We start from the raw sequence: 23,464 nt of genomic DNA on the forward strand, positions 1-23,464 counted from the left end.
TGACTGATCGGAATTCTCCGAAATATGCAGTTCTAGCAATTATTCGGAATCCGAACCCATGATTTTTGGCCAGAGAAGCGAGTGTTATGTTTTGAAAGTGAGTGTGCGGATCAGTGAGTGCCTATAGGCCTTTAAAGTTCTTAATACTGGATGAGTAGGTTTACTTGCTAATGGCTAGTTCTGGAGTGTTATGTCATTAAATGAGAGTTGAAGGATTGGATTGGAAGATGGTGTTAAGAATGAACGTAAGGTAAGAAGTGTTTTCTTGATCGCCTTTCAGAGTTGTTTGATTAGCCTAGAGTGTATTACGCGGTGGTAACGTCTTGTCCAATACACAGGAATGTAAATAGGCGGTTCTCAGCGATTTTTAGTTATGCTAAAGGAGTCGTCCCATTATTGATGACTATATTCGTTTAGAAGTGCGTACAAGACCATACAAGTAACATCCTAGATGCTAGTCGGTTTTGTCTTTTTGTTTGAGTAGTGTGTTGAACCTAGCGAAAAAGCGGTCTAGTCTTACTGTTAGAAAAACTACTGTATAAGTCCACCTTTCGTCCACCCTTAATCCACCCAAGCAAGACGGGGATAAAGTGGGGAAGAGGAAAGTTGATTATTTTCAGTGTATTGCGCGAGATTTACGACGTTTTTGAGGGCTCAAAAACGGTGAAACCCCGATGTTGGTAGCATCGGGGTTTCGAATTTCTAGATTTCTCGACTGGTAAGATCGATTATCTTTTCTATGCAGAAGGCTGGATTAATCCAATCTTATTCCTTGGTAGGGAATTAGATACGGATGAAGTCCATGTGCTCAACTTTTGGCTTGAACGCGTGACGTTGAACGTCTTGCGGCTTAACCTTAACTTCTGCGCCGTCAATCAGTAGAGTGATTGCTTCGTAGAATTCAGGCTTATCCATTTGGTTGATCACGTCAGCGTGAACAAGTTCGATAGCTACAGCTGCTGCTTCGCCACCGTAGATTACAGCTGGGAATTTACCAGCGTGACGTAGGCGGCGGCTCGCACCTTTACCTAGTTCAGTACGTACTACTGCTTCAAATTTCATAGTTTTACTCTCAAATTAGTAAAAATTAACTTCACACCTCAATGCGACCTTGAGTATGTGGTAATGCTTAGGCATAAACGAGTTCATGCTTAAGCGAGCGCGGATACTAACATCACATTTCAAAATGAGCAAGTCAGAAGCCCACCTCAAAGTAAATTTCCTTCGATAATTGGTTCGTTTGGAGATAAAACGTCCGCTAACGCTTGTTTAGCCTATTTTACCCCCTTTTTCATCGTCACTCTTCTCTATTTATATCACTGCTAAATCATCAAGTTAATGAACGGAAAATGAATGTTCGCCTAAGACTTGGTTAAGGCTTGGTTCGTTAATCTTAGTGTTAATTAAACAGCAGAATGAATAGGTGAAAATATGGAACCGGTAAGCATTGTCGTAATTACGCTAAACGAAGAGAAACGTATTAGCCGCTTAATGGAAGAGTTGAGCGCGCAAACCCACCAAGAGTTTGAAGTGATTGTTGTCGACTCGAACAGTGAAGACAACACAAGAGAAGTGGCACAAGCTTATGAAAACGCCTTGCCAAAGTTAACTGTCCATCATATGGAAAATCGTGGTGTGAGCCTTGGTCGAAACACAGGTGCTTCATTGGCGAAATATAACAGAATTCTTTTCTTAGATGCCGATGTGAGCTTGCCTCGAAACTTCCTTGCGAAAGCGCTTTATGAACTAGAAGAGAACAAGCTTGAGGTGGCCGGAGTGTACATGAGTTCGAAAGGTCTGCCGCTTGTGCACAAGTTTGGTTACGGGCTATTTAACGCAGGCTTGTTTACTACCCAGTTCTTTTTCCCAACGGCGATTGGCGCGTGTATTTTCTCGACGAAACGAGCGCATGATGAGATCGGTGGTTTCGATGAAGAGATCGTACTGTGTGAAGACTGTGACTACGTAAAACGAGCGAGCAAAACATGGCGATTTAGGTTCTTGAATATGACTTTTGGCTTTGACCCACGTCGATTAGATCAAGATGGCGTTGTGAAGACAGGTTCAACTTACCTTAAAGCTAACGTAAGACGCTTCTTTAAAGGCGAAATGCGTAACAACGAGATGAACTACAAGTTTGGTCACTATAAAGAACAGTAAGCATTGAGGTTGTTATGTTTGATGGACTCGGGCTGTTTTTGGGGGCATTGGGTGATGCTCTCATTGGCTCAAACCTATTTGTACCGGGAGAGCCCTTCTTTATCGCTGCGGGCTTTCAACTGTATTCAGGTGCATGGATGGCGTTGGTTTTGGTAATGCTAGGTGGTTTGCTTGGTGATCAACTCAGTTATTTCATTGGTTATAGATACGGTGCTAAGGCGCAACGAAGGCTTATTAAGTTTCGCCCTAAAACCAAGAGACTAATTGCGCGCTGCCGCTATTTGGTTGCTCGTAAAGGTACATACATCATTCTTTTTGCTCGCTTATTAGGGCCTATCGCTTGGGTAGTGCCATTTATAGCGGGTTCGCATCGTGTACCGTGGCGCAATTTCAGTGTGTTGGCGTTTATCGGCTTGGCCCTTGGTGGAGGGCAGTTCATTGCTTGGGGTATGTTATTGGCGCACGGCGTTGAAAACTTTCCGTGGCTTAATAGCCTTAAGATATTTATCTCTGAGCATAATAGTTTGATCGTCGGTGTGTTCGCGGTATTGGTTTTCACTATTATTGGTTATCGAATGAAGTGGCGACGCTTGGTTCTTAAGTCGAGTGCGCTGTTGTTAGCGTGGATATTGTTTGCGAACTACGCCCACTTTTTTTGGAAAGCGGATGACTTTCAGAATCAACAAGAGACGGCTCAAATAAACAAAGTAGACTGGAACTCGGTTACCTATAAAGCATTCCCAGGGAAATCGTCATTCTATTCAGCACAAGCGATCAACGTAATTTATGTTGGAGCAACCCCAAGAGACTTAATGAAGCAACTAGGCTGGATAGAGAATCAAACCTTCTCTCGAAATGAGATTGAATGGGCTGGTTATCTCGCATTGCTTAGAGAAAAAACGCCACCTGTGTCCGATTTATATTGGCGAGACAAGCCGCAAGATATGGCTTTTCAATTGCCGGGTAATTTGATGAAGCGCAGCCATATTCGTTGGTGGCGCGCAGGTGTTGATGTTCAAACTAACCAGCCTCAGTGGTTAGGCGCAATTAGCTATGATGATGGCCTTAAAGTCACCCCTTACTCAGGCATTGTGACCATACTTCATAATATTGCCCCTAATGTGGATGAAGAGCGCGATAGGCTTGCAAACCAGATACGAACTTCACTACCAGATATTGAACTAGACAAGTATCCACTGGCAACTGTGGAAGTGCTCAATGAAGAGCATGACTATTATACAGATGGTAGGATTTTAATGATTGGAGCAACGCCCCTGAGTGATGATTCCTAAGCTTTGGATGTTGCTGTGAACGATATATAGAGTCGTATATAAGGTCGATTGAACTAAGCCCTAGCATTGCGCTAGGGCTTATTGCGTTTAATATTTACTGGATGTGGTTAGCCTTTACTTAGTTTAAGCACCAGAGAAGCTTTTAAGCCGCCCATTGAGCTCTTGCTGAGCGTTAGGCTGCCTCGGTAACTGTGTGCCATTTCATTCACGATGTTAAGCCCCAAGCCTGTTCCTGGCGTGGTTTCATCAAGTCGAACGCCACGTTTGGTCACTTGCTCAAGCTTCTCTTCAGGAATGCCTTGACCATCATCTTCGATCACCAACTCTATGTTGCCATCGTCGAGTTCGTTTGCATGGACACGAATAATACTGCCCGCCCACTTGTAACTGTTCTCGAGTAGGTTGCCGACCATTTCATCAAGGTCGGTTTTTTCTACTGCCACTTCAATCTCAGAGTCTAGCTCGTTAATCATGGTGACTTCATTGGCAGCGTAGACTTTATCAAACGCCATTGAGATAGCTTCGACACGCTCACAAGGTGAAGACTTCACCGAAAGAATGTTCATTGCACCTGCCATACGAGCGCGGCCAAGGTGATAATCGATTTGGCTTTGAATCTGATGAATAGGTTGTTGCAGCAGTGCCTTGTCATTCTCTGGAAGTCGCTCTATCTCGTTTTTCAGAACCGACAGCGGAGTTTTCAACGCATGAGATAAGTTACCCGCGTGGTTACGAGCTCGTTCTAATAACTCTTGATAGTGGAAGAGCAGGGCATTGAGGTCCGAGACTAATGGAGAAACTTCTTTTGGGTAGTTATCGCTTAACCCTTGTTGCTCGCCGTTTCTTAGCATCACCAGTTCGCGTTGCATCTTGCTGAGCGGTAATAGCGACCAACTGACTTGAATACCGATCAACATCAGCACGCCAACAAACAGCAACATGAGAATCAACCAGACTTGACCAGTCAGTTCGGTCAGTGTGGATTCTAATGGATCTTCATCGATACCAATGGTGATCGTGACAGGGTCGCTCAATTCAGGCAGGTAGATATCTTGCTCGATGTAAATCAGCTTTTCTTTCTCAGGCCCTTTGACTGATGTGTGAATTGGCGAACGCTTGATGGTGAGGTCTTTATCCCATAGCGAGCGAGATCGGATGATCTGCTCTTGGGTAGCGGCGCGCCAATAAATACCACTGTAGGGTTGGTTGAACCTAGGATCAGACAGACGCTCTGCCATGATCAGGTTACCACTGTCATTGGTTTCGATATTGGCGGTTAACTCATCCATGGTTAAGCCAAGCTGCTGCTTCATGTCATCGACGAGGTAGTCGTTAACCAGCTTCGGAATCCCGACACCTGCCGCTAATATCATCGCACCTAGCCAAAAAGCCGCAGCAAGGAGCAAGCGGCTTTTTAGACTGATGTTTTTAAGTGTTCGTTTCTTTAGATTCATGTATTTCCAGCCTGCCTTTGCTCATCGTGACTTATCGTATTGCGATGATCAGAACAGGCTGTCCACTTAATTGATGGTTACTCTTGGCGTGATTGACGACTGAGTTATTCGGCATTCAGTTGGTAGCCAAGGCCACGAACGGTTTTGATGATCTTTGGTGCGATTTTTTTGCGAATACGACCAATGAACACCTCAACAGTGTTTGAGTCTCGGTCGAAGTCTTGTTTATAGATGTGTTCAACTAGCTCTGTGCGCGAGATAACCTTGTTTTGGTTATGCATGAAGTACGCAACGACTTTATATTCTAGCGCGGTAAGGCTAACCGCTTGGCCTTGCCACAACACTTTGGAACTGCGTGTGTCTAGGCTTAGATCGCCGATTTGAAGTATTGGAGCAGCACTGCCTGATGCGCGGCGCAGTTGAGCACGGATACGGGCTATCAGCTCGACCATTTCGAATGGTTTAGTTAGGTAATCATCAGCGCCTGCATTCAAGCCTTCTACACGTTGGGTCAGCGTGTCACGAGCACTTAAGATAATCACAGGTGTGTTGATATTTTCGTCTCGAATGCCTTTTAATACCGTTAGGCCGTCAAGCTTAGGTAAACCTAAATCGAGGACAATCGCGTCCCATTCTTCTGACGTTGCACGGTAGAGTGCGTCGATACCATCTTGAGAAAGCTCTGGAACCCAGTCGGCTCCCTCAAGTGTTTCAATAATTTGTTGGCCCAAACGAGGCTCATCTTCAACGACTAAAATTTTCATAATTGTTCTTCTTAATTCTTGTAATGACTGTTCGTCGTGCTTAGCTCTTCGTCGTACGTAACTAGTCGCCGTGTTTAATTGCGTCTTTAAAGTTGCGGCCTTTGATCATAAGCATTTCTAACGTTTCAGCGTTGTATTCGACTTTGATGATGTTGTTTTGGTAATTGATTTTTAGTTCATACACCCAAATGTCGTCATCTTCTTCTAGTTCTACTTTAATGATTCTGCCATGAAGATCGTTTTCAACCGCGGCATACATTTCTGAGAAAGGGCGAATGTAGCCTTCTCGTACGGCTTCGTAGACTTCGTCTTGATCTTCTTCAAATTCGATGCTGGTTCCTGCTTTATGAACGTCCTGCACTAATTCATGACCATTATGATGTGAGTCAGCCCATGCGCCAGCAGAAACAAATAAGCCTAAGCTTATAGAAAACAAAGAAATCATAGCTTTACTAAACATAGCGAATCCTAGAGAAGGTTGATAGCGTTCAGTATAAAAAAGTAATTCTGAACAGAAAGTGAACCTGATTAATAATGAAAATTTGATACCGAAAAACTTAACGCTTAAATGGCGCAGGCTTTAATACATAAGATTAATTGCCGAGTGTTAAGAACGTAAGACTTACCTTTATTCTTAACCTTAACGCTGCTGTAGTTCGTCTTCGAATATCTTGTCTCTCATTTTCCAAAAGCGTCCGACTTTACGTGCAATCACGAATTGAGGTGGGCGGAATCTATGTTGGTGAGCAACCACTTTCGTCGGTGAGGCTTCTTCAAAAGGGCGATGTCTGTCTGCAAGGTGAGGGCGAACAAACTGGTCTTTGAAGTTTTGCTTCTGCTTTTTGGTGGTTAATGACCAAAACTCATGCACTTGCGCTTGGTTTTCCCCGCGATAGGTGACCTTAAGTTGTGATTTACCTTTCTCGTCTTTGAGCACGTTGAGATCCATTTCCAAGCATTCAAATACCAAGGCATCTTTTAGGTTCAGTGCTTCTTTTAGCTTTTTGTCTGGGTCGACTAAGGTTGCATCGCACTCATGACAAATGCGCGCAGCAATGTCGTTATCAGCACCACATTCACCGCAATATTTCGCTCGGAAGCGATAATTACAGTGTTCGCGTTCGCCCGTGTCTTCATCGGTAAAGTAGCCTTGGCATTTACGACCAAAGTGCTCCAGCAAGAAGCCATTGCTGTCTAGTTTGCCCCAAAAGTTATTATTGAAGCCACACGCCGGGCAAGGGATGGTGATAATTTCACTGTCTGAATCCGGTTTTGGATCGCCGACCTCAGGTTGGTAAAGGTCGTAACTGTTGCCCGCATAGTCGAGCACCAAACACTCTTTTTTACCCGGAGATAGGCGTAAGCCACGGCCAACGATTTGTTGATACAAACTGATGGATTCTGTCGGGCGCAAAATCGCGATTAAATCGACGTGTGGCGCATCAAAACCTGTGGTTAATACCGATACGTTAACCAAGAACTTGATTTTACGTTCTTTGAAGTCGCTGATAATTTGGTCACGTTCGAGAGTTGGTGTATCACCAATCACAATTGAAGCTTCACCTTCTGGCAATAAGCCGAGGATCTCTTGCGCGTGTCGAACGGTCGCAGCGAATACCATGATGCCGAGTTTGTCTTGGGCTAGGTGAATGATTTGGTCGACAATCTGCGGGGTCGCGCGTTTCGATTGCTCAATAACCATGTCGAGTTCTGCTTCTTTATAGCGACCAGTGCTCGCTGGCTTTAACTGGGAAAAGTCGTAGCTCAACACGGGTGCATCGATCATACGTGCAGGAGTTAAGAAACCTTCGTCGAGCAGATAACGAATCGGCAGCTCAAAAATACAGTCGCGGAAGAAGCGTGGCTCATCTGAACGTACTTGACCGCGAGTGTGGTATTGATAAATCCAACCCATCCCAAGACGATACGGGGTAGCCGTTAATCCAAGCACTTTGATGCCAGAATTATTCTCGCGCAAGTGAGTGATGACTTTCTGGTAGCTACTGGTCTTTTCATCGGGAACACGGTGGCATTCGTCGATAACCAACAGTGAAAATTGGTTAGAGAATGAATCGAGATTTCGCACCACAGATTGCACCGAAGCAAACACGACTTGTTGGTCGGTCTCTTTGCGTCCTAAACCCGCAGAGAAAATTGAGCCTTTCAGCCCATAACCTTCATACTTTTCATGGTTCTGTTCAACCAACTCTTTTACGTGAGCAAGTACCAGCACTCGACCTTTCGCAAGCCTTGCCAACTCTGCAATCACAAGGCTTTTTCCTGCACCTGTCGGAAGCACGAGAACAGCCGGAGTTTGGTGTTTTCTGAAGTAATGAATCACTGATTTTACAGAATCAGCTTGGTATGGGCGGAGTGTATACATATCGCGTCTTGTAGGGTAGAAAACAAATAGTGTGAAATAGCTCAACTAATTGAGCAAAGGTGACTATAATACCCGACTTAGATTAGTTGAGGTATTCATGCGTTTAGATAAATTTCTGTGCGATGCATTAGGCGTCACTCGAAGAGAAGCAACACACTTATTAAAATCCAAGGCAGTGACAGTAAATGATGTCATTCAAAAAAGCGGTTCACTCAAGGTAACTGAAGAGTGCGTTGTGGAATGGCAAGGCAATGAACTGAATGTTCACGGCCCACGTTACATCATGCTTTATAAGCCAGAAGGCTTTGTTTGTTCGCATGAAGATGGCGCAAATCGTATCGCGTTTGAATTACTTGATGAAATCAAAATGGACAAGCTGCACTTTGCTGGCCGTCTAGATATTGATACAACAGGTCTTGTGTTGATTACCGACGATGGTAAGTGGTCTCACCGTATCACTTCGCCAAAGCACAAGTGCGAGAAGACGTACCGTGTGTGGTTGGTTGAACCTGTTGAAGACGATTACGTTGAAAAATTCAAAGAGGGCATCCAGCTTAAGAGCGAAGATGGCCTAACACTTCCTGCACACCTAGAAGTTCGTGCAGAGCGTGAAGTGCTGCTAACGATTCACGAAGGCAAATACCACCAAGTTAAACGTATGTTTGCTGCTATTGGTAACAAGGTAGAAGCACTGCACCGTGAACGTATTGGCGAAATTGAGATGGACGAATCTTTAGAGTTAGGTGAATACCGTTACCTAACGCAAGAAGAAGTCGATTCAATCTGGAAGTAGTCCTTAGCTAGAAGTTGCTCTTAATAAGAAATTGTTCTTAGCAAGAAACAACTTTTGCTGGAAATAGCCCTTTCGTTGTAAAGCCGACCATGGATAGCGTCGGCTGATGATGTTGACTGGTACTAGGAAAGTCTCAGCCAATCTTTGACTCGCGTACTCACGTTAGTCCCTAGCTCTATCAGTTGAACATTCGGAGAACCATGCAAACATCGACCTCACAGAGCCCAAGCTCCCAACCAGAAACCCCTCAATTAGGCTTAATGCTGTTTTTGATTCTTGGTGCGATTGGTGCACTTACTCCGCTAGCCATTGATATGTATCTGCCAGCGATGCCGACCATTGCCAAAGATCTTGGTGTGACGGCGGGTGAGGTGCAAATCACGCTAACAGCTTATACCGCAGGTTTCGCTCTGGGACAGTTACTGCATGGTCCGTTGGCGGATAGCTACGGTCGTAAACCTGTACTGCTTATTGGTGTGCTCTTGTTTGCTATCGCTTCTATGGTGAGTGCGATAACGCACGGCATTGAAGCGCTGACTTACATCCGTACAGCTCAAGGCTTTGCTGGTGCTGCTGCGGCCGTTATCATCCAAGCGGTGGTAAGAGATATGTTCGATCGTGAAGATTTCGCGAGAACTATGTCTTTCGTTACCTTGGTGATGACGGTTGCGCCATTGGTGGCTCCGATGATTGGTGGCTACTTGGCATTATGGTTTGGTTGGCGCTCTATTTTTTGGGTACTGGCTATCTTCGCTGTGATCGTAATTCTAGCGGTTTCGATGAAGATCCCTGAAACGCTCCCTGTAGAAAAGCGACAGCCACTGCGCTTTAAAACAACGATTCGTAATTACGCGCGTTTGTGTAAGAACCCAACGGCGATGGGCTTGATTTTCTCTGGTGCATTCTCTTTTTCAGGGATGTTTGCGTTCTTAACGGCTGGATCATTCGTTTACATTGATATCTATGGTGTTCGCCCTGATCTGTTTGGCTACCTGTTTGGTCTGAACATTGTTGCTATGATCTTGATGACAAGCATCAACGGTCGAATCGTTAAGAAAGTGGGCTCTCACGCTATGCTCAGAGTCGGTTTAACCATTCAACTGTTTGCGGGCTTAGGTCTGTTAGTCGGTTGGATGTTAGATATCGGTTTGTGGGGTATTGTGCCATTCGTGATGCTGTTTATCGGCACACTGTCTACTATTGGTAGTAACTCGATGGCGCTGCTTTTAAGCGGATACCCGAATATGGCCGGCACAGCGTCTTCGCTTGCGGGCACATTAAGATTTGGTACTGGTTCTGTGGTGGGGGCAATTGTTGCCATGCTACCAAGTGACACTGCAGGACCAATGGCTATGGTGATGGCAGCATGTGCAATACTGTCAGCATTACTATATTGGACATTAGGAAAGAAGGCATAATGTCAAAATACTATATTGAAATTCAGAAGTTAGTGAATGATGCGTTAGGCGAGCTGTACGCTCTACATAAGTCAGGCAAAGCCATTGACGCGCCTATCGCGAACAACCTTTACCTTGTTCGTTGGGTAACAAAAGCGATTAAATCTCAAGCTTATGATCGTGTGATTGTGCCGGACTTGGTTCGCTGGCAGAAACAGGGTCGCTCAAAAGGCAACAACTCTGATTTAACTTTTACCTTTAAACGTATTTCTGCGTTTTACGGACGTTTTTTCCCTGAAGGCGAAGAGCCTAAAGCGCTAAAAGACAGTGATGTTGAAGCGTTCATGGACAAAATGTACGAGATGGGTTGGAGCGTATCGAGTGAAGATGAGCTAACAACTGGCGGTAAGATTCAATTCTTCACCGATGGTGAGCACTCTTTTGCCTTGTGTGGTAAACAGTGCGACGACTCTTTTGACGGTGAGTTGATGGTTAAACCAATGAACTGGTTTGTTCGTGGTAACCACGCTGAGTTTATCCAAGCTGCGATGGAAGCGGGTTTTATGCTTCACAAAGTGACGGACTATAAGTCTGCAGTGAAGTACCACGGTGAATACATCGTATACCCAGCTAACCAAGGCAACCAGTTGGCTGAAATCCCAATTAGCGTTATTGGCTAACGGATAGATACGAGATGCGAGATAAGTGATACGAAGAGCCACTTACTCGCATCTTTCTTATCTATTCTCATCTCACCACTTGAATACGTATCCGCTTTTAATCTCTTCGCATCTCGACACTCGAATCCCGCATCTGCTCTTTAGCTTGCTTCTCTATCGCCTTCACCATGCCTTTAAAAATAAACAGGTGAGCTGGCATCATTGCGAACCAATACAGTAATCCAAGAAAGCCTTTAGGGTGCCACCAAGCAGATATGTTCAGTTCACGAGAATCTCCGTTGTCAGAAACGGTAATTTCCAGTCGTCCTAAGCCCGGGCCTTTCATGCCGAAAAGCAGAGATAAAAACTGGTTTTCTTCACAACGAATCACTTTCCACGAATCGATTTTGTCACCGACTTTTAGGTTGGGGCCTTCCGGCATTTGACGAACAGGTACGCCACCACCGAAAAGAACATCCAACCATTCGCGTGTGCGCCATAAAGCATTAGCGAAGAAGTAACCCTGTTTCGGGCTTCCTATCTGTTGAGCTACTTGCCAAAGAGACTCTAGTGAGGTTGTAGACGTGATGCTAGCGCCTGTTTTCTTCGGGTAATAACCGTATCCCGCTTGCCAGCGTTTGAAGGCAGTTTTATCGAAACCCCACACATTGCTTTTGACAAAGTTTCCTTCAGCGTGAATGGCTTGTTCCACCATGCTTTCGAACGAGACAAGCTTCTGAGGGTACTTTTCTCTGATAGTGGTCGAACTGGCGATGAAGTCGTGCTTTAAGCCAGCAAGCAGTGCTCTGCCTATGTTGGATGGTACAGAGGTCACTACGCCTAGCCAATATGAAGCAATCTTGGGTGTGAGCAGCGATGTAGCCCATAGCCTGAGTGGACGATCGGCAGTTCTGGCAATATGAGCGAACTGGTTTCGGTAAGAGACAATATCCGGCCCGCCAACCTCAAAGGTTTGGCTTTCGTTTGGCGTGTCTTGTGCGAGTTTTAGTAAATAATGGTTCAGGTTCTGCAAGGCAATCGGGTTCGCTTTAGAGTCGACCCACTTTGGCGCAATCATGATCGGCAAGTTGTATACGAAATCTCGCATGATCTCGAATGCTGCAGAGCCGGGTCCTATGATGACGCCTGCTTGAAGCTCGGTAACTGGAACGGGTCCTTTACGAAGCAGCTCACCGGTTTTCTTTCTCGCTTGAAGATGCTCTGAGTCACCTGTCTGAGGCTGTAAAGAGCTCAGGTAAATGACGTGTTGATTCTTTGGGCCAAGAGCCGAAACAAAGTTACGGGCTAAGTTCAGCTCATAATCGATAAAGTCGTGGCCTTCTGCCATGCCATGGACGAGAAAGAAGATAAGATCAAAGTCGGGGACTAAGGCTTGTGTCGCAGCTTGATCGGCCAGATCAAGATACTCAAGCGATAAGTTTTCGTGAGGCTCGGTCCGTGCCTTTAAATAGTCGATATGCCTTGCTGCTGCCGTGACTTGATAGCCTTGCTCAAGCAGGAGAGGGAGGAGTTGCGAACCAACATATCCAGAAGCGCCTAAAACCAGTACTTTCTTCATTGTTACTCCATTTATATCTGTGGTTAAAAACCGAACATTGATATAATAGCGCGATATTTATCTTTATTCATCAATACGTTCCGTTTAGGTCTCTATATATGTTGCTCTCTTCAATTATTCATCACACACGAGGTGATTTTGTTCGCAGGCTTATTGCGATTGCACTGCCTATCACCTTGCAGAGCATTATGTTTTCAAGCCGAGGCTTGGTGGATGTATTGATGTTGGGGCAACTTGGAGAAGCAGACATAGCGGCAGTGGGTGTTGCGAGCCGAGCGATGTTCGTGACGACCATTATGCTGGTGGGTGTTACCACGGGCGGTGCTCTTCTTACTGCTCAATATTGGGGCGCGGGTAACAGACAAGGTGTGAGAGAAAGTACTGCGCTGACGTGGCTGGTTTCGACACTGTTTGCATTACTGACCATTGCGTTTTTCGTTTCATTTCCTGCACAAATCATGGGCGTGACGACTGACTCTCAAGAGGTCATCAACTTAGGCGTTGAATACATCGTAATTACCTCATTTAGCATGCTAGCGGTATCGTGTGTCAGCAGTATGGCTGTAGGTTTGAGAGCGATGCACAAACCTGGTCTAAGTACCTTCTTTAGCGGTATCGGCATCCTGTCTAATGTGTTCTTAAACTGGGTGCTTATCTTCGGTAACTTGGGCTTTCCTGCGCTTGGAATCAAAGGTGCGGCGATTGCGACGGTACTAAGTGGCACGATTGAAGTGGCGACTTTGTTTGGTTATCTCTATTTCTCTAAGCATTTATTAGCTTTTAAGTTCTGCGATATTAAAGCAGCAGCTTCGATTGATAAGGTGATTCGCTTCTTGAAGTTGTCCCTGCCTACGACCTTCAACTTCTTAGCTTGGGCTGGTGGGTTGTTCGCTTATCACGCTATTATGGGACAGTCAGGTGTACAAGGCTTAGCAGCGCTTTCGGTGATGACGCCAGTTGAATCTATCTCCTTGAGTTTATTGATTGGTTTATCGAATGCGGCAGCGGTTCTTGTGGGGAACCAACTTGGCGCGAAAAACAATGAAGCGGTTTACTATCAAGCGTTGGGCTTAACGATTCTGTGTTTCTTAACCAGTATCGTTGTGGCCGTTTTTCTCTACTTCGTTCAAACGCCAATACTTAATGCCTTTAGCGCACTGACCGAAGAAACTAGAGCTCTCTCAGAAAAGTTCATTCTGATTCTGAGTGTGGGTATTATTATTCGTTCTGTACCGTTGACTGTGATTGTTGGTGTGTTGAGAGCGGGCGGCGATGTAAAGTTCTGCCTCTATCAAGATGTGATTGCTCAGTGGGTGATTGGTATTCCACTAGCGGCTATTGCCGCAATCTATCTTAAGTTTCCGCCTGAATGGGTGTATCTGCTTTTCCTTACCGAAGAAGTGATTAAGTGGGGCGGGTCGCTCTATCGCATGAAAACAAGAAAATGGATTAAAAACTTGATAGGAAGTTGAAGTAGGGCGCACCAATCACATCACTTTATCGTTGGTGTGTGATCTATCTTTCAAAATACTTCCTCCTAACAGGGAATTAGTGTAGATTCTCCTTCCAAATTCTAACTAATGTGAGCTGTTTAATGTTAAAGCTGTCAGACCTATGTAAAGGCTATGTCGATGGGGGGGAGTTTCACCCTGTTTTGCAAGGTGCTGAATTAACATTAAACCAAGGTGACCAGCTAGCATTAATGGGAGAAAGCGGTTCAGGTAAAAGTACTTTACTGAACCTTATCGCGGGGTTAGACCTAGCGGATTCAGGCGAAATCGCTTTCCCTCACTTCAATATGCACGACTCTACTGAGCGTGACCGCACCGCTTATCGCAGAAACAACATTGGCCATATCTTTCAGCAATTCAACTTACTGCCGACGCTTAATATTGCCGATAACATCCGCTTTTGCCGTCAGTTAAAAGGCTTGCCTGAAGACAAAGGATTGTGGCGACAAATTCTCTCTGCTTTAGACCTTATGCCTTTGCTTGGTCGCTACCCTGAAGAAGCGTCTGGTGGTCAACAACAACGTGCGGCAATTGCGCGTGCACTGTATATGGAACCAAAAATATTGTTGGCCGATGAGCCGACCGGTAGTTTAGATGAGCGTAATGCAGAAGCCGTAATGCGTTTGCTGACCTCTTTGGCTCGCCAATTAGAATGTACCTTGTTGCTGGTGACACACAGTGAAAAAGTAGCACTGCACATGGATGGTAGGATCCGTCTACAAGGAGGGCAACTGCATGTTATGGCCCGTAGTTAAGGCACTACTCGGTCACTATCGACGTTACCCACTGCAGATTATTTTGGTATGGCTTGGTTTAACCCTCGGCGTATCACTTTTGGTTGGTGTTACTGCTATCAATCAACACGCCAAGCAAAGCTATGCACATGGCGAAAAACTCTTTTCGAATCCTCTTCCTTACCGTATTCGACCAAAACACAACGCTAATAAGATCCCACAAGGTTTTTATATCCAGCTTCGCCGTGAAGGCTTTCAACAGTGCTCTCCTTTTGACCACCATCGTATCACTGATGAAAACGGCGCGAACTTCATGCTTATCGGCATAGACCCTGTTTCTATGCTTCAGTTGCAGCCGGGTATTGCGTTAAAAGATCTCACCACTTTAAACCTCATGAAACCGCCATATCCAATCCTTGTAAGTGATGATCTTGCTGAACATATGGAATGGAACAACGGTGATTACATTCCTCTAATGGACGGCTCTGAGCTTGGTCCTGTGGTTGTCGATCAAAATAACCTGATTAATGGCACCAGGTTAATAGCAGATATTTCCTTGCTCCGCATGCTTAAACGCAGTGCAGGACTCTCAGTGATTGCTTGCTCTGACATGTCTACTGAGAAATTTGAGCGCCTAAAAAATATGTTGCCGAATGGGTTGACGATCACCCGCAGCTCTAAAGCGGAGCTAGAGTCGCTGACCAGTGCTTTTCACTTAAATCTTAAAGCGATGGGTATGCTGTCGTTTGTGGTTGGCTTGTTTATTTTCTATCAAGCGATGTCACTGTCGTTTATTCAACGTCAGCCGTTAGTTGGAATCTTAAGACAGACGGGGGTGTCTGGCTGGCAACTGGCTAAAGCGCTTTGCTTAGAATTGCTGCTACTGGTGGTACTGAGTTGGATCTGCGGTAATGTATTTGGTGTCATGTTGGCTAACCAATTGTTACCGGCGGTATCTTCAAGCTTAGGTGACTTATATGACGCCAACGTTGGCCTAACTATCGACTGGAATTGGCGATGGAGCGGCTACAGCTTGCTAATGGCACTACTTGGTGCATTCCTAGCGTGTGCTTGGCCATTGGTTCGTTTACTAAGGTCGCAACCTATTCGTTTGACCTCTCGATTGTCTTTGATGCGTTTTGCCGGTACGGAATTTACTTGGCAAGCATTGATCGGTTGTGGCTTCTTGGTTGCAGCTGTCGCTGTGTATCAAGCTCCTCAGACTCAAGAGTCTGGCTTTGCGATTATTGCATTGATGCTCGTTAGTGTGGCTTTGTTTACGCCATTCTTGATGTGGAAGTTATTTAATAGCTTATCTTATTCATTGCGCTGGGTTCGAGCTCGCTGGTTCTTTGCTGATGCCGCTTCAAGCATGAGCTACCGTGGCGTGGCGACGATGGCCTTTATGTTGGCCTTAACAGCCAATATTGGGGTAGAAACCATGGTTGGTAGCTTTAGAGATACTACTGATAAATGGTTAACACAGCGCCTGGCCGCAGATCTTTATATCTACCCAACCAACAATGCCGCTGCTCGTATGAGTAACTGGCTGTCAGACCAACCTGAAGTGGATTCGGTTTGGTGGCGTTGGGAGAAAGATGTTGCGTCTCCAGTCGGCAGTATTCAGGTGGTCAGTACTGGCCCTTCTGAAGGCGAACTAGAAGCGCTGACGATAAAATTAGGCATTCCGAATTACTGGTACCACTTACATCACTCTAAAGGTGTGTTGATCAGTGAATCGATGTCTCTCAAGTTGGGGATTCGCCCAGGCGATTACATTGACCTCTATGATAGCCTCGGCTCTGGTTGGCAAGTTGTCGGTGTATATTACGATTATGGTAACCCTTATCATCAAGTCATGATGTCACATCGAAACTGGCTGTATGGATTTGCAGGGCGCGGTAATGTAGGCCTTGGCGTGATACTCAAAGATGATGTCAATTCAGTTGGAATTCGCAGCCGATTAGAAAGTGTATTTAGGCTTGGTTCTGAGCGGGTTTTTGATAACAACAATATTCACAGCCAAGCAATGCGTGTGTTTGATAGAACGTTCGCGATTGCTGATACATTGGGCAACATCACATTGGTAATTGCAGTCTTCGGTATCTTTTTCGCAACCGTGGCGGGTGAAGTGTCTCGACAAAGGCATATTTCGCTGCAGCGCTGTTTAGGTGTCTCGGCAAAAGAGCTGATTCTGACAGGTAGTTTGCAGCTGTTTGTGTTTGGACTTATTTCTTCCTTGATTGCGATTCCGCTCGGTTTAGCGTTAGCAAGCTTGATTGTTGATATCGTTATTAAGCAGTCTTTTGGGTGGTCACTCGAGTTACAAGTGATTCCTTGGGACTATTTACAGACATTTGCGTGGGCTATGGCAGCATTGATGTTAGCTGGTGCTTTACCAGTGATGAGAATGATTCGGAACACCCCGATGAAATCATTGAGGGATGCGCTTTAAGATGCTTCAACGAAATGGCTCAACGAAACTCAGACACCGATTTGTTTCATCTCTATTACTGATTGGTTTCTTTGGTACTATTTTAGGTGTCTGGGCGTACTACTCTTATTTTGTTGACGTTGGTGAGAAGGGGGTTAACGAGGTTAACTCGGTATTGGTTAGTGAACATTTCAATGTGTTTGAGCCAGTGTTACCAGACCGAAATGTTTCGCTACCACAAGATTTTAAGTTCCACCCAGAGTTTCAACATGAGTGGTGGCATTATTTTGCGTCTTTAAAAGGCGACGATGGCAAAGACTATTCGGTACAGTGGAGCTTTTTCCGTATTGCAACGGACGAACGTGAAACTCCTGGGTGGCAAAGCCCTCAAGTCTATATCTCAAATGTAGTGGTCTCTTCTAAGTCCAAAGTATGGAAAGAACAGCGTATGGCTCGTGGCGGCATTGGCCAAGCGGGGATGACTAACCGTCCATTCAGACTTTGGATTGATAACTGGAACTGGCGTGCACTCGGCAACACACCATTTCCAGGCCGTCTTCAAGTGCAAACTGACACTTTTGGACTTGAGCTCGACACTATTGCAAAAGGGCCATATGTACTCAACGGCGATAATGGCTATCAGAAAAAGCACGATTTATTACCAGTTGCGTCTTATAATTTCAGCGCTCCGTTCTTGTCTCTAAGTGGCGTGTTGAATCTGGATGGCGTTGCCAAGGAAGTCGAAGGCACTGCTTGGGTGCATAAAGAGTGGGGTAGTGGCTTACTTGGAGTGGGTCAACAAGGTTGGGATTGGTTCGTATTTAATCTTGATGATGGTACAGCGCTGAGTATTAACCGCTACCGCCATAATCAACAGCTGCCTTATGTATTCGGAACATTAGCCACTCGTTCTGGCAAAGTGTATCAGCTCACGGACTCCGATATTTCTATCAAGCCTTTGCAGAATACGACGCTACTGAATGGTAGAAGAATGCCACTGCAATGGATTATTAATGTGCCTCAACACAATATCAACCTCACGACACGTATCAAACGTAGGGATATGTGGCTACCTTTTGTCATACCATATTGGGAAGGGCCGATTATGGCGAGTGGAAGCCATGAAGCAACAGGCTTTATGCAGTTAACAGGTTACTAAAAAACACCTAAGGCTATCATTTGATAGCCTTTTTTTATGTTTTCTATTCATACCAGACTCGAATTATTTGTGCATACAGCCTTGGTGATCTCATCTATACTTATTTTATGATGCATAACAACATTATGGAATATACGACGTATTGTTTAGTATTTGTAGGAAAAACCGAAGTTAAACATCCGAAGAAGTGATTATCTATCAATAAAGCTTGGATATAAACTCTGGGTTATTCTTTGTTATTCTTTGTTATTCTTTGTTATTCGTTTATTTAAATAATAAATATAAGGGCGAAATCATGACCGACGTCATCCGTGACTTCTTTAAATTGGAATCTGCTGGCGGCATCATCCTAGTCATCGCTGCGGCGATCGCAATGTTTGTAGCAAACTCACCACTGAACGAAATGTACCAAGGTGTACTTCACAGTTACGTTCTTGGTATGTCTGTGTCTCACTGGATTAACGATGGCTTAATGGCTGTCTTCTTCCTTCTAATCGGCTTAGAAGTTAAGCGCGAACTTTTAGAAGGCGCATTAAAGTCTAAAGAGACGGCAATCTTCCCAGCTATCGCAGCTGTAGGTGGTATGCTAGCTCCTGCACTTATTTACGTGCTATTTAACTCAAGTAACCCTGAAGCGCTTCAAGGTTGGGCTATCCCGGCTGCAACGGATATCGCATTCGCATTGGGTATCATGGCTCTTCTTGGTAACCGTGTACCGGTAAGCTTGAAGGTATTCCTACTAGCACTAGCAATTATCGATGACTTAGGTGTTGTTGTTATCATTGCACTGTTCTACTCAGGCGACCTATCAACGCTTGCACTTACAGTTGGCTTCATCGCGACTGGTGTGTTGTTCATGCTAAACAACAAGCATGTTACTAAACTAAGCGTTTACCTGATTGTTGGCGCGATCCTGTGGTTCGCTGTATTGAAGTCTGGTGTTCACGCAACATTGGCTGGTGTAGTCATTGGTTTTGCTATCCCACTGAAAGGTAATAAAGGAGAACATTCTCCGCTGAAACATCTAGAACATGCTCTGCACCCATACGTCGCTTTTGCAATCTTGCCAATCTTCGCATTTGCAAACGCAGGTATCTCACTGGAAGGCATCTCAATTTCAAACCTTACAGGCATGCTACCGCTTGGTATTGCTATGGGTCTATTGGTTGGTAAGCCACTGGGTATATTCCTATTCAGCTGGGGTGCTGTGAAAACGGGCGTAGCTAAGCTTCCTGAAGGTGTGAACTTCATGAACATCTTCGCGGTCTCTGTGTTGTGTGGTATTGGCTTTACGATGTCTATCTTCATCTCTTCATTGGCATTTGGTCCAACGAACGCAGATTTTGATACGCTAGCTCGATTAGGCATCCTAATGGGATCTACGACAGCAGCTATCTTAGGTTACTTCCTGCTAAGTATTTCTCTACCGAAAACTAAGCACCAAGAAGTAAAACTATAATCGGTAATTGGTTCGGTTAACGATCGAGCCGATTCCTGTGTAGCAAGAAGAGCCACTGAGTCATTCCCGAGATTCAGTGGTTACAAAGAACAAAAAGCCGTGATAGGCAACCCTATCACGGCTTTATTGATCTTGTAGCTAAGCAATCTTTGTAAGATAACCCACGTTACACTTTCAGTGACAATGTCACGCTATTTTTCTAGCGTGGTAAAAATGGTCCATTCTTCTACGATTTGCTCACTTAACCCAACTACTGTCGCTGTTACCTTACGGTTTAGTGCGTGTGAAGTAGGGTCATCACCATCGTTTTCTAATCGTTCTTCACCATAGCCGACAATTCTCACACGTTCTGGTTCGATACCATTCGACAGTAACTCGTCTTGAACATTGTTTGCTCGTTTTTTTGAAAGGTCTAAGTTGTACTCGTTGGAGCCCACTTTACTCGCATAGCCTTGTATTTCAATCGATGCACTTTTGTAGGTTTCAAGAAACTCTGCCATCGTGCTGATCTGGTCTGAGAAGATTGGGTTCACTTCAAATGAGTCATGAGCAAAGAGTATTTTTAGCTGTCTGACTTCTTCCGCACGAATCGTTTCTCCACAACCATCATTGTCGACTTGTGATGTCTCAGGCGTACCTGGACAGATATCACGAGCGTTCACCACACCATCTCTATCATCGTCTTGAAGGTCTGCAATCTGTTCTGCTTCAGGTGTCTCGATATAGGTCTCTTCCTGCTGGTTCGAACAGGCAAGTAAAGTCATCGTTAACACGGGAAGTAATAAGTAAGGTATTTTCATCATTAATATTCCACGGGCGTAGTCCACTCTTCTGGAATGTCGACCAGTAGAGCGTTCAATAAAGAACCTGTAGCGTTCATCACACGGTACTTAGCGTACTGCTCGGAGTAATGCGCATCGAGGTAATCTTTACGGGCTTCAAACAGTTCGTTCTCAGTGTTGAGCAAGTCAAGTAGAGTACGCTTACCTATTCGGTATTGTTTTTCATATGCGATAACGGTTTCCGAAGCTGAATCAACATGATCTGATAAGAAGTTCTTTTGTTGTAACGTTAGATCCAATGCACTCCATGAGAGGCGAAGACCTTCTTCCACTTGTCGATAAGCGCGATCTCTCAGATCTTTTGCTTTGTTCAGTTGGTATGCCGCAGCTTCTGAATTAGCACTGTCTGTTCCGCCGTTGTACAAGTTATATCGCATGCGTAGCATCGCGAGGGTCTCTTGACTTGAGCCTTCATCGCCACCTGCATCATCACGCCACGACTGAGAAGCCTCGATGGAGAAGGTAGGGTAGTTCACGCCCTTTGATTGTTTGTATTGGAAGTGGGCTGAATCGACATCTGCGTTTGCAACTTTGATCACTGGGTGTTGGTCTAATGCATCAACAATGGCGTCAGTTAACGACAAAGGAATTTTAGAAATATCGGCTCTTGGGTAAATTAAGCCTAGGGGTTCTTGACCCACCACTCGTCTAAACTGGGTGTGGGTATCGATCAAATTATTCTGTGCGGCCAACAAATTACCATGAGCCTTCGCAATCCTAGCTTCTACCTGCGATACATCAGCTGTCGAACCTATGCCTGAATTCGCTCGTTTCTTTATGTCTTTATAAATTTTCTTGTGTATTGAAAGATTACTTTCTGACAGTGCCAGCACTTCAGTGGCTTTCACTGCATCTAGATAGATTTGTGTTACCTCCAGCGCTTTGTCTTCGGCATCCGCGATCAATTGCAAACGTACCGACTCGGCTTCTGCGGCGGTACGATCAATGTCGTTCAGCGTCGCAGAACCATCCCACAGCAATTGAGTGAGGGAAATCGTCGCTTCCTTTCGTGTTAGATCCGTATCGGGGCCGTTATTTGGTGCAGGGTTTATGCCTTCGTAACCAATACCAGCATCAAGGTCGATGCTGGGCTTGTACGCTCCTCCAGAGGCATCATTACGTTTTTTCACGCTCACATATTCGTTGAAGATGCTTTTTATCTCTGGATTCGTCGCCAAAGTAATAGCAACAGACTGTTCCAGAGTTTGAGCGGTGAGTGGTGTTGAAGCAACTAAGCAACACATAATGGATAATTTAAACAATTTCAAAGTAGCTCTCCTTCTACTTTCAATGTCTCATCCGTTTCCCAACCTACGTTTACCGCTGAATTGAGAGAAGGGTATTAAACGAAGCTTAGGACATTTGCAAAAAAATGCGAAGTTTGTTGGTTTTTTTTTGAATGTAAGTCGCTATTGCCATTGACTAATTTAAAAAGTAACAGGTTTACCAACTTTTAGTGAGTTGATTATCAATAGTACCACTACTAGATTTATTGTAGGAAATAGCCACAGCGCAGGGTGGGATTGATTCCGCGTTTGGCGTGTTCTGGGCAGAAGTGGGAATATGGATATGGGAAATATCAACCTAAATATACTAGGTCTTGCTAGTGGGAGTGTAGTGCTCGACGCTCAAGGCCAAGTTAGACGTTTGTCTCCGGGCGAACAACCAGCGGCCAGCGACGTAATTATCAGTTTTGATACTAGTGAAGAAAATTTGCCAAGTGTTTCTGCACGTTTTGTAGATAACCAGGGCCAACAAAATGTGCTAGATACTGATGACGCGATCGCTCAAGTTCAGCGTGCTATTGAAGAAGGATTTGATCCAACGGAACTAGGAGATGAGTTTGATACTGCCGCTGGTGAGGAAGGCTCTAGTTTGACCAACAGCGGTAGAATTGAACGTACTGGGGCTGAAACTCAAGCTGCCACAAATTTTGAAACTGACGGGTTTGAGTCTCAAGGTCTGTCGGAAACTCAAAGTCTTGCTCTTTTTGATATTATCGCCTTTGCGCTTATTTCAGGTGAAACTAATGTTATTGAGTTTGAGCAGGATGAACCTATTGAAACTGGGGGCGCTTTAACGAGTGAAGACCCAGACGTTACCTTTATTGTTAAAGAGGTCGCTGGGGATAATGATCTCGGTACTTTTGTTATAAACGAAGATGGTACTTGGACCTTCGTGGCCAACAGTCCTTATGATGAGCTTGCGGATGGTGAGCAAATTCAAGACTCGACGACAGTACAAACCTCCGATGGAGGCGAACAAGTCATTACAGTAACGATAATTGGTACTGATGATGCAGCTGTGGCTACTGATGACTCGGGCAGTGTGACTGAGGACATTGATGTAGATGAAACCACCAATCAATTAGTGACATCCGGTCAGATTGTGATTACAGATGTAGACAGCGACACTCCTACTTTTTCAGCTGACGGTGAGTTTAACCTCGTAGGTTCAACAAACGAATCACAGCTAGGTGTATTGAGCATCGACCCTGATGGTGCTTGGACTTACCTAGTTAACAACGATGACGTTCAGTACTTGGATGACGATGAGTTCGTTACTGAAGTTTATACTGTGACAGCAAGTGACGGTACTACGAGTGAGGTGATCATCACTATTAACGGTGCCGATGACCCATCTGATATAACCGTAGGTGAAGGTGATTCAGACACTGGTGAAGTGACTGAGGATGTTAATGTTGACCAAGAGAGCAACAACTTAATTACTTCTGGGACACTAACGATCACCGATGTCGACGATAACGACGTCGCTGCTTTTCAACCAAACGGTGTGTTTAATCCTGAAGGCTCAACCAATGATACCGCGTTAGGTATGTTGACC

19 protein-coding genes are annotated in these 23,464 nt (G+C 44.9%); 11 read left to right on the top strand and 8 right to left on the bottom strand.

What is annotated here, in order from left to right; translation table 11 throughout:
* Positions 1–783: 783 nt before the first annotated feature.
* Complete coding sequence (gene rplY, locus A142_RS20760) at positions 784–1,062, bottom strand: 50S ribosomal protein L25 (RefSeq protein ID WP_010441516.1); 279 nt, start codon at positions 1,060–1,062, stop codon at positions 784–786.
* A gap of 369 nt (positions 1,063–1,431) precedes the next feature.
* On the opposite strand from rplY, the gene A142_RS20765 reads away from it, so the two are divergent.
* A complete protein-coding gene (locus A142_RS20765) occupies positions 1,432–2,160 on the top strand; it encodes a glycosyltransferase family 2 protein (RefSeq protein ID WP_019821309.1) in 729 nt (242 codons plus the stop codon).
* A gap of 14 nt (positions 2,161–2,174) precedes the next feature.
* Positions 2,175–3,452 (top strand): LssY C-terminal domain-containing protein, encoded by a 1,278-nt coding sequence (locus tag A142_RS20770; RefSeq protein WP_029405363.1) that lies wholly within the window; start codon positions 2,175–2,177, stop codon positions 3,450–3,452.
* A gap of 107 nt (positions 3,453–3,559) precedes the next feature.
* On the opposite strand, the gene A142_RS20775 is transcribed toward A142_RS20770, so the two are convergent.
* The 4 genes from A142_RS20775 to A142_RS20790 form a co-directional block, all read right to left on the bottom strand.
* Entirely contained in the window at positions 3,560–4,906 is a 1,347-nt protein-coding gene (locus A142_RS20775) for an ATP-binding protein (protein WP_019821310.1), read from the bottom strand.
* A 104-nt stretch (positions 4,907–5,010) separates the two neighbouring features.
* Positions 5,011–5,670, bottom strand: coding sequence for a response regulator transcription factor (locus A142_RS20780; protein WP_017060377.1), 660 nt, complete (start codon positions 5,668–5,670; stop codon positions 5,011–5,013).
* A gap of 61 nt (positions 5,671–5,731) precedes the next feature.
* Positions 5,732–6,130, bottom strand: coding sequence for a PepSY domain-containing protein (locus A142_RS20785; RefSeq protein ID WP_017066076.1), 399 nt, complete (start codon positions 6,128–6,130; stop codon positions 5,732–5,734).
* 180 nt (positions 6,131–6,310) lie between these two features.
* Positions 6,311–8,053 (bottom strand): DEAD/DEAH box helicase, encoded by a 1,743-nt coding sequence (locus A142_RS20790; protein ID WP_019821311.1) that lies wholly within the window; start codon positions 8,051–8,053, stop codon positions 6,311–6,313.
* Positions 8,054–8,150: 97 nt separating this feature from the next.
* Between A142_RS20790 and rsuA the strand changes: the two genes are divergently transcribed.
* From rsuA to A142_RS20805, 3 genes are all read left to right on the top strand, one after another.
* On the top strand, positions 8,151–8,846 hold the full coding sequence (gene rsuA, locus A142_RS20795; RefSeq protein WP_029405364.1) for a 16S rRNA pseudouridine(516) synthase RsuA: 696 nt from the start codon (positions 8,151–8,153) through the stop codon (positions 8,844–8,846).
* A gap of 200 nt (positions 8,847–9,046) precedes the next feature.
* A complete protein-coding gene (locus A142_RS20800) occupies positions 9,047–10,264 on the top strand; it encodes a Bcr/CflA family multidrug efflux MFS transporter (protein WP_019821313.1) in 1,218 nt (405 codons plus the stop codon).
* Entirely contained in the window at positions 10,264–10,923 is a 660-nt protein-coding gene (locus tag A142_RS20805; RefSeq protein ID WP_010441495.1) for a DUF2913 family protein, read from the top strand. Before A142_RS20800 ends, A142_RS20805 begins: the two co-directional genes overlap by 1 nt.
* A 97-nt stretch (positions 10,924–11,020) precedes the next feature.
* On the opposite strand, the gene A142_RS20810 is transcribed toward A142_RS20805, so the two are convergent.
* On the bottom strand, positions 11,021–12,481 hold the full coding sequence (locus A142_RS20810) for a DUF2867 domain-containing protein (RefSeq protein ID WP_019821314.1): 1,461 nt from the start codon (positions 12,479–12,481) through the stop codon (positions 11,021–11,023).
* Between the two features lie 98 nt (positions 12,482–12,579).
* Here A142_RS20810 and A142_RS20815 point away from each other — a divergent pair, with 98 nt between their 5' ends.
* From A142_RS20815 to nhaA, 5 genes are all read left to right on the top strand, one after another.
* Positions 12,580–13,953: an MATE family efflux transporter gene (locus tag A142_RS20815; protein ID WP_019821315.1), complete on the top strand. Its 1,374-nt coding sequence runs from the start codon at positions 12,580–12,582 to the stop codon at positions 13,951–13,953.
* Between the two features lie 122 nt (positions 13,954–14,075).
* On the top strand, positions 14,076–14,747 hold the full coding sequence (locus A142_RS20820) for an ABC transporter ATP-binding protein (protein ID WP_017060385.1): 672 nt from the start codon (positions 14,076–14,078) through the stop codon (positions 14,745–14,747).
* Positions 14,728–17,181 (top strand): ABC transporter permease, encoded by a 2,454-nt coding sequence (locus A142_RS20825; protein WP_029405365.1) that lies wholly within the window; start codon positions 14,728–14,730, stop codon positions 17,179–17,181. The genes A142_RS20820 and A142_RS20825 overlap by 20 nt, the downstream gene beginning before the upstream one ends.
* The gene (locus A142_RS20830) at positions 17,171–18,319 is read left to right on the top strand and encodes a lipocalin-like domain-containing protein (protein ID WP_019821317.1); all 1,149 of its coding nucleotides are present in this window, start codon (positions 17,171–17,173) and stop codon (positions 18,317–18,319) included. Before A142_RS20825 ends, A142_RS20830 begins: the two co-directional genes overlap by 11 nt.
* A 295-nt stretch (positions 18,320–18,614) precedes the next feature.
* A complete protein-coding gene (gene nhaA, locus A142_RS20835; protein ID WP_029405366.1) occupies positions 18,615–19,778 on the top strand; it encodes a Na+/H+ antiporter NhaA in 1,164 nt (387 codons plus the stop codon).
* Between the two features lie 191 nt (positions 19,779–19,969).
* On the opposite strand, the gene A142_RS20840 is transcribed toward nhaA, so the two are convergent.
* Positions 19,970–20,581, bottom strand: coding sequence for an OmpA family protein (locus A142_RS20840; protein ID WP_029405367.1), 612 nt, complete (start codon positions 20,579–20,581; stop codon positions 19,970–19,972).
* A complete protein-coding gene (locus tag A142_RS20845; protein ID WP_019821320.1) occupies positions 20,581–21,888 on the bottom strand; it encodes a TolC family outer membrane protein in 1,308 nt (435 codons plus the stop codon). The genes A142_RS20840 and A142_RS20845 overlap by 1 nt, the downstream gene beginning before the upstream one ends.
* Before the next feature lie 301 nt (positions 21,889–22,189).
* Here A142_RS20845 and A142_RS20850 point away from each other — a divergent pair.
* Positions 22,190–23,464 (top strand): VCBS domain-containing protein (locus tag A142_RS20850; RefSeq protein ID WP_019821321.1); only part of this gene is annotated, 1,275 nt, incomplete at its 3' end.

Source organism: Vibrio splendidus 12E03 (assembly GCF_000272105.2).
Taxonomy (GTDB): domain Bacteria; phylum Pseudomonadota; class Gammaproteobacteria; order Enterobacterales; family Vibrionaceae; genus Vibrio; species Vibrio splendidus_I.

Bases quoted from the DNA above. Each gene is read 5' to 3' on its own strand.
- rplY (WP_010441516.1), bottom strand. From the start codon at position 1,062: ATGAAATTTGAAGCAGTAGTACGTACTGAACTAGGTAAAGGTGCGAGC.
- A142_RS20765 (WP_019821309.1), top strand. From the start codon at position 1,432: ATGGAACCGGTAAGCATTGTCGTAATTACGCTAAACGAAGAGAAACGT.
- A142_RS20770 (WP_029405363.1), top strand. From the start codon at position 2,175: ATGTTTGATGGACTCGGGCTGTTTTTGGGGGCATTGGGTGATGCTCTC.
- A142_RS20775 (WP_019821310.1), bottom strand. From the start codon at position 4,906: ATGAATCTAAAGAAACGAACACTTAAAAACATCAGTCTAAAAAGCCGC.
- A142_RS20780 (WP_017060377.1), bottom strand. From the start codon at position 5,670: ATGAAAATTTTAGTCGTTGAAGATGAGCCTCGTTTGGGCCAACAAATT.
- A142_RS20785 (WP_017066076.1), bottom strand. From the start codon at position 6,130: ATGTTTAGTAAAGCTATGATTTCTTTGTTTTCTATAAGCTTAGGCTTA.
- A142_RS20790 (WP_019821311.1), bottom strand. From the start codon at position 8,053: ATGTATACACTCCGCCCATACCAAGCTGATTCTGTAAAATCAGTGATT.
- rsuA (WP_029405364.1), top strand. From the start codon at position 8,151: ATGCGTTTAGATAAATTTCTGTGCGATGCATTAGGCGTCACTCGAAGA.
- A142_RS20800 (WP_019821313.1), top strand. From the start codon at position 9,047: ATGCAAACATCGACCTCACAGAGCCCAAGCTCCCAACCAGAAACCCCT.
- A142_RS20805 (WP_010441495.1), top strand. From the start codon at position 10,264: ATGTCAAAATACTATATTGAAATTCAGAAGTTAGTGAATGATGCGTTA.
- A142_RS20810 (WP_019821314.1), bottom strand. From the start codon at position 12,481: ATGAAGAAAGTACTGGTTTTAGGCGCTTCTGGATATGTTGGTTCGCAA.
- A142_RS20815 (WP_019821315.1), top strand. From the start codon at position 12,580: ATGTTGCTCTCTTCAATTATTCATCACACACGAGGTGATTTTGTTCGC.
- A142_RS20820 (WP_017060385.1), top strand. From the start codon at position 14,076: ATGTTAAAGCTGTCAGACCTATGTAAAGGCTATGTCGATGGGGGGGAG.
- A142_RS20825 (WP_029405365.1), top strand. From the start codon at position 14,728: ATGTTATGGCCCGTAGTTAAGGCACTACTCGGTCACTATCGACGTTAC.
- A142_RS20830 (WP_019821317.1), top strand. From the start codon at position 17,171: ATGCGCTTTAAGATGCTTCAACGAAATGGCTCAACGAAACTCAGACAC.
- nhaA (WP_029405366.1), top strand. From the start codon at position 18,615: ATGACCGACGTCATCCGTGACTTCTTTAAATTGGAATCTGCTGGCGGC.
- A142_RS20840 (WP_029405367.1), bottom strand. From the start codon at position 20,581: ATGATGAAAATACCTTACTTATTACTTCCCGTGTTAACGATGACTTTA.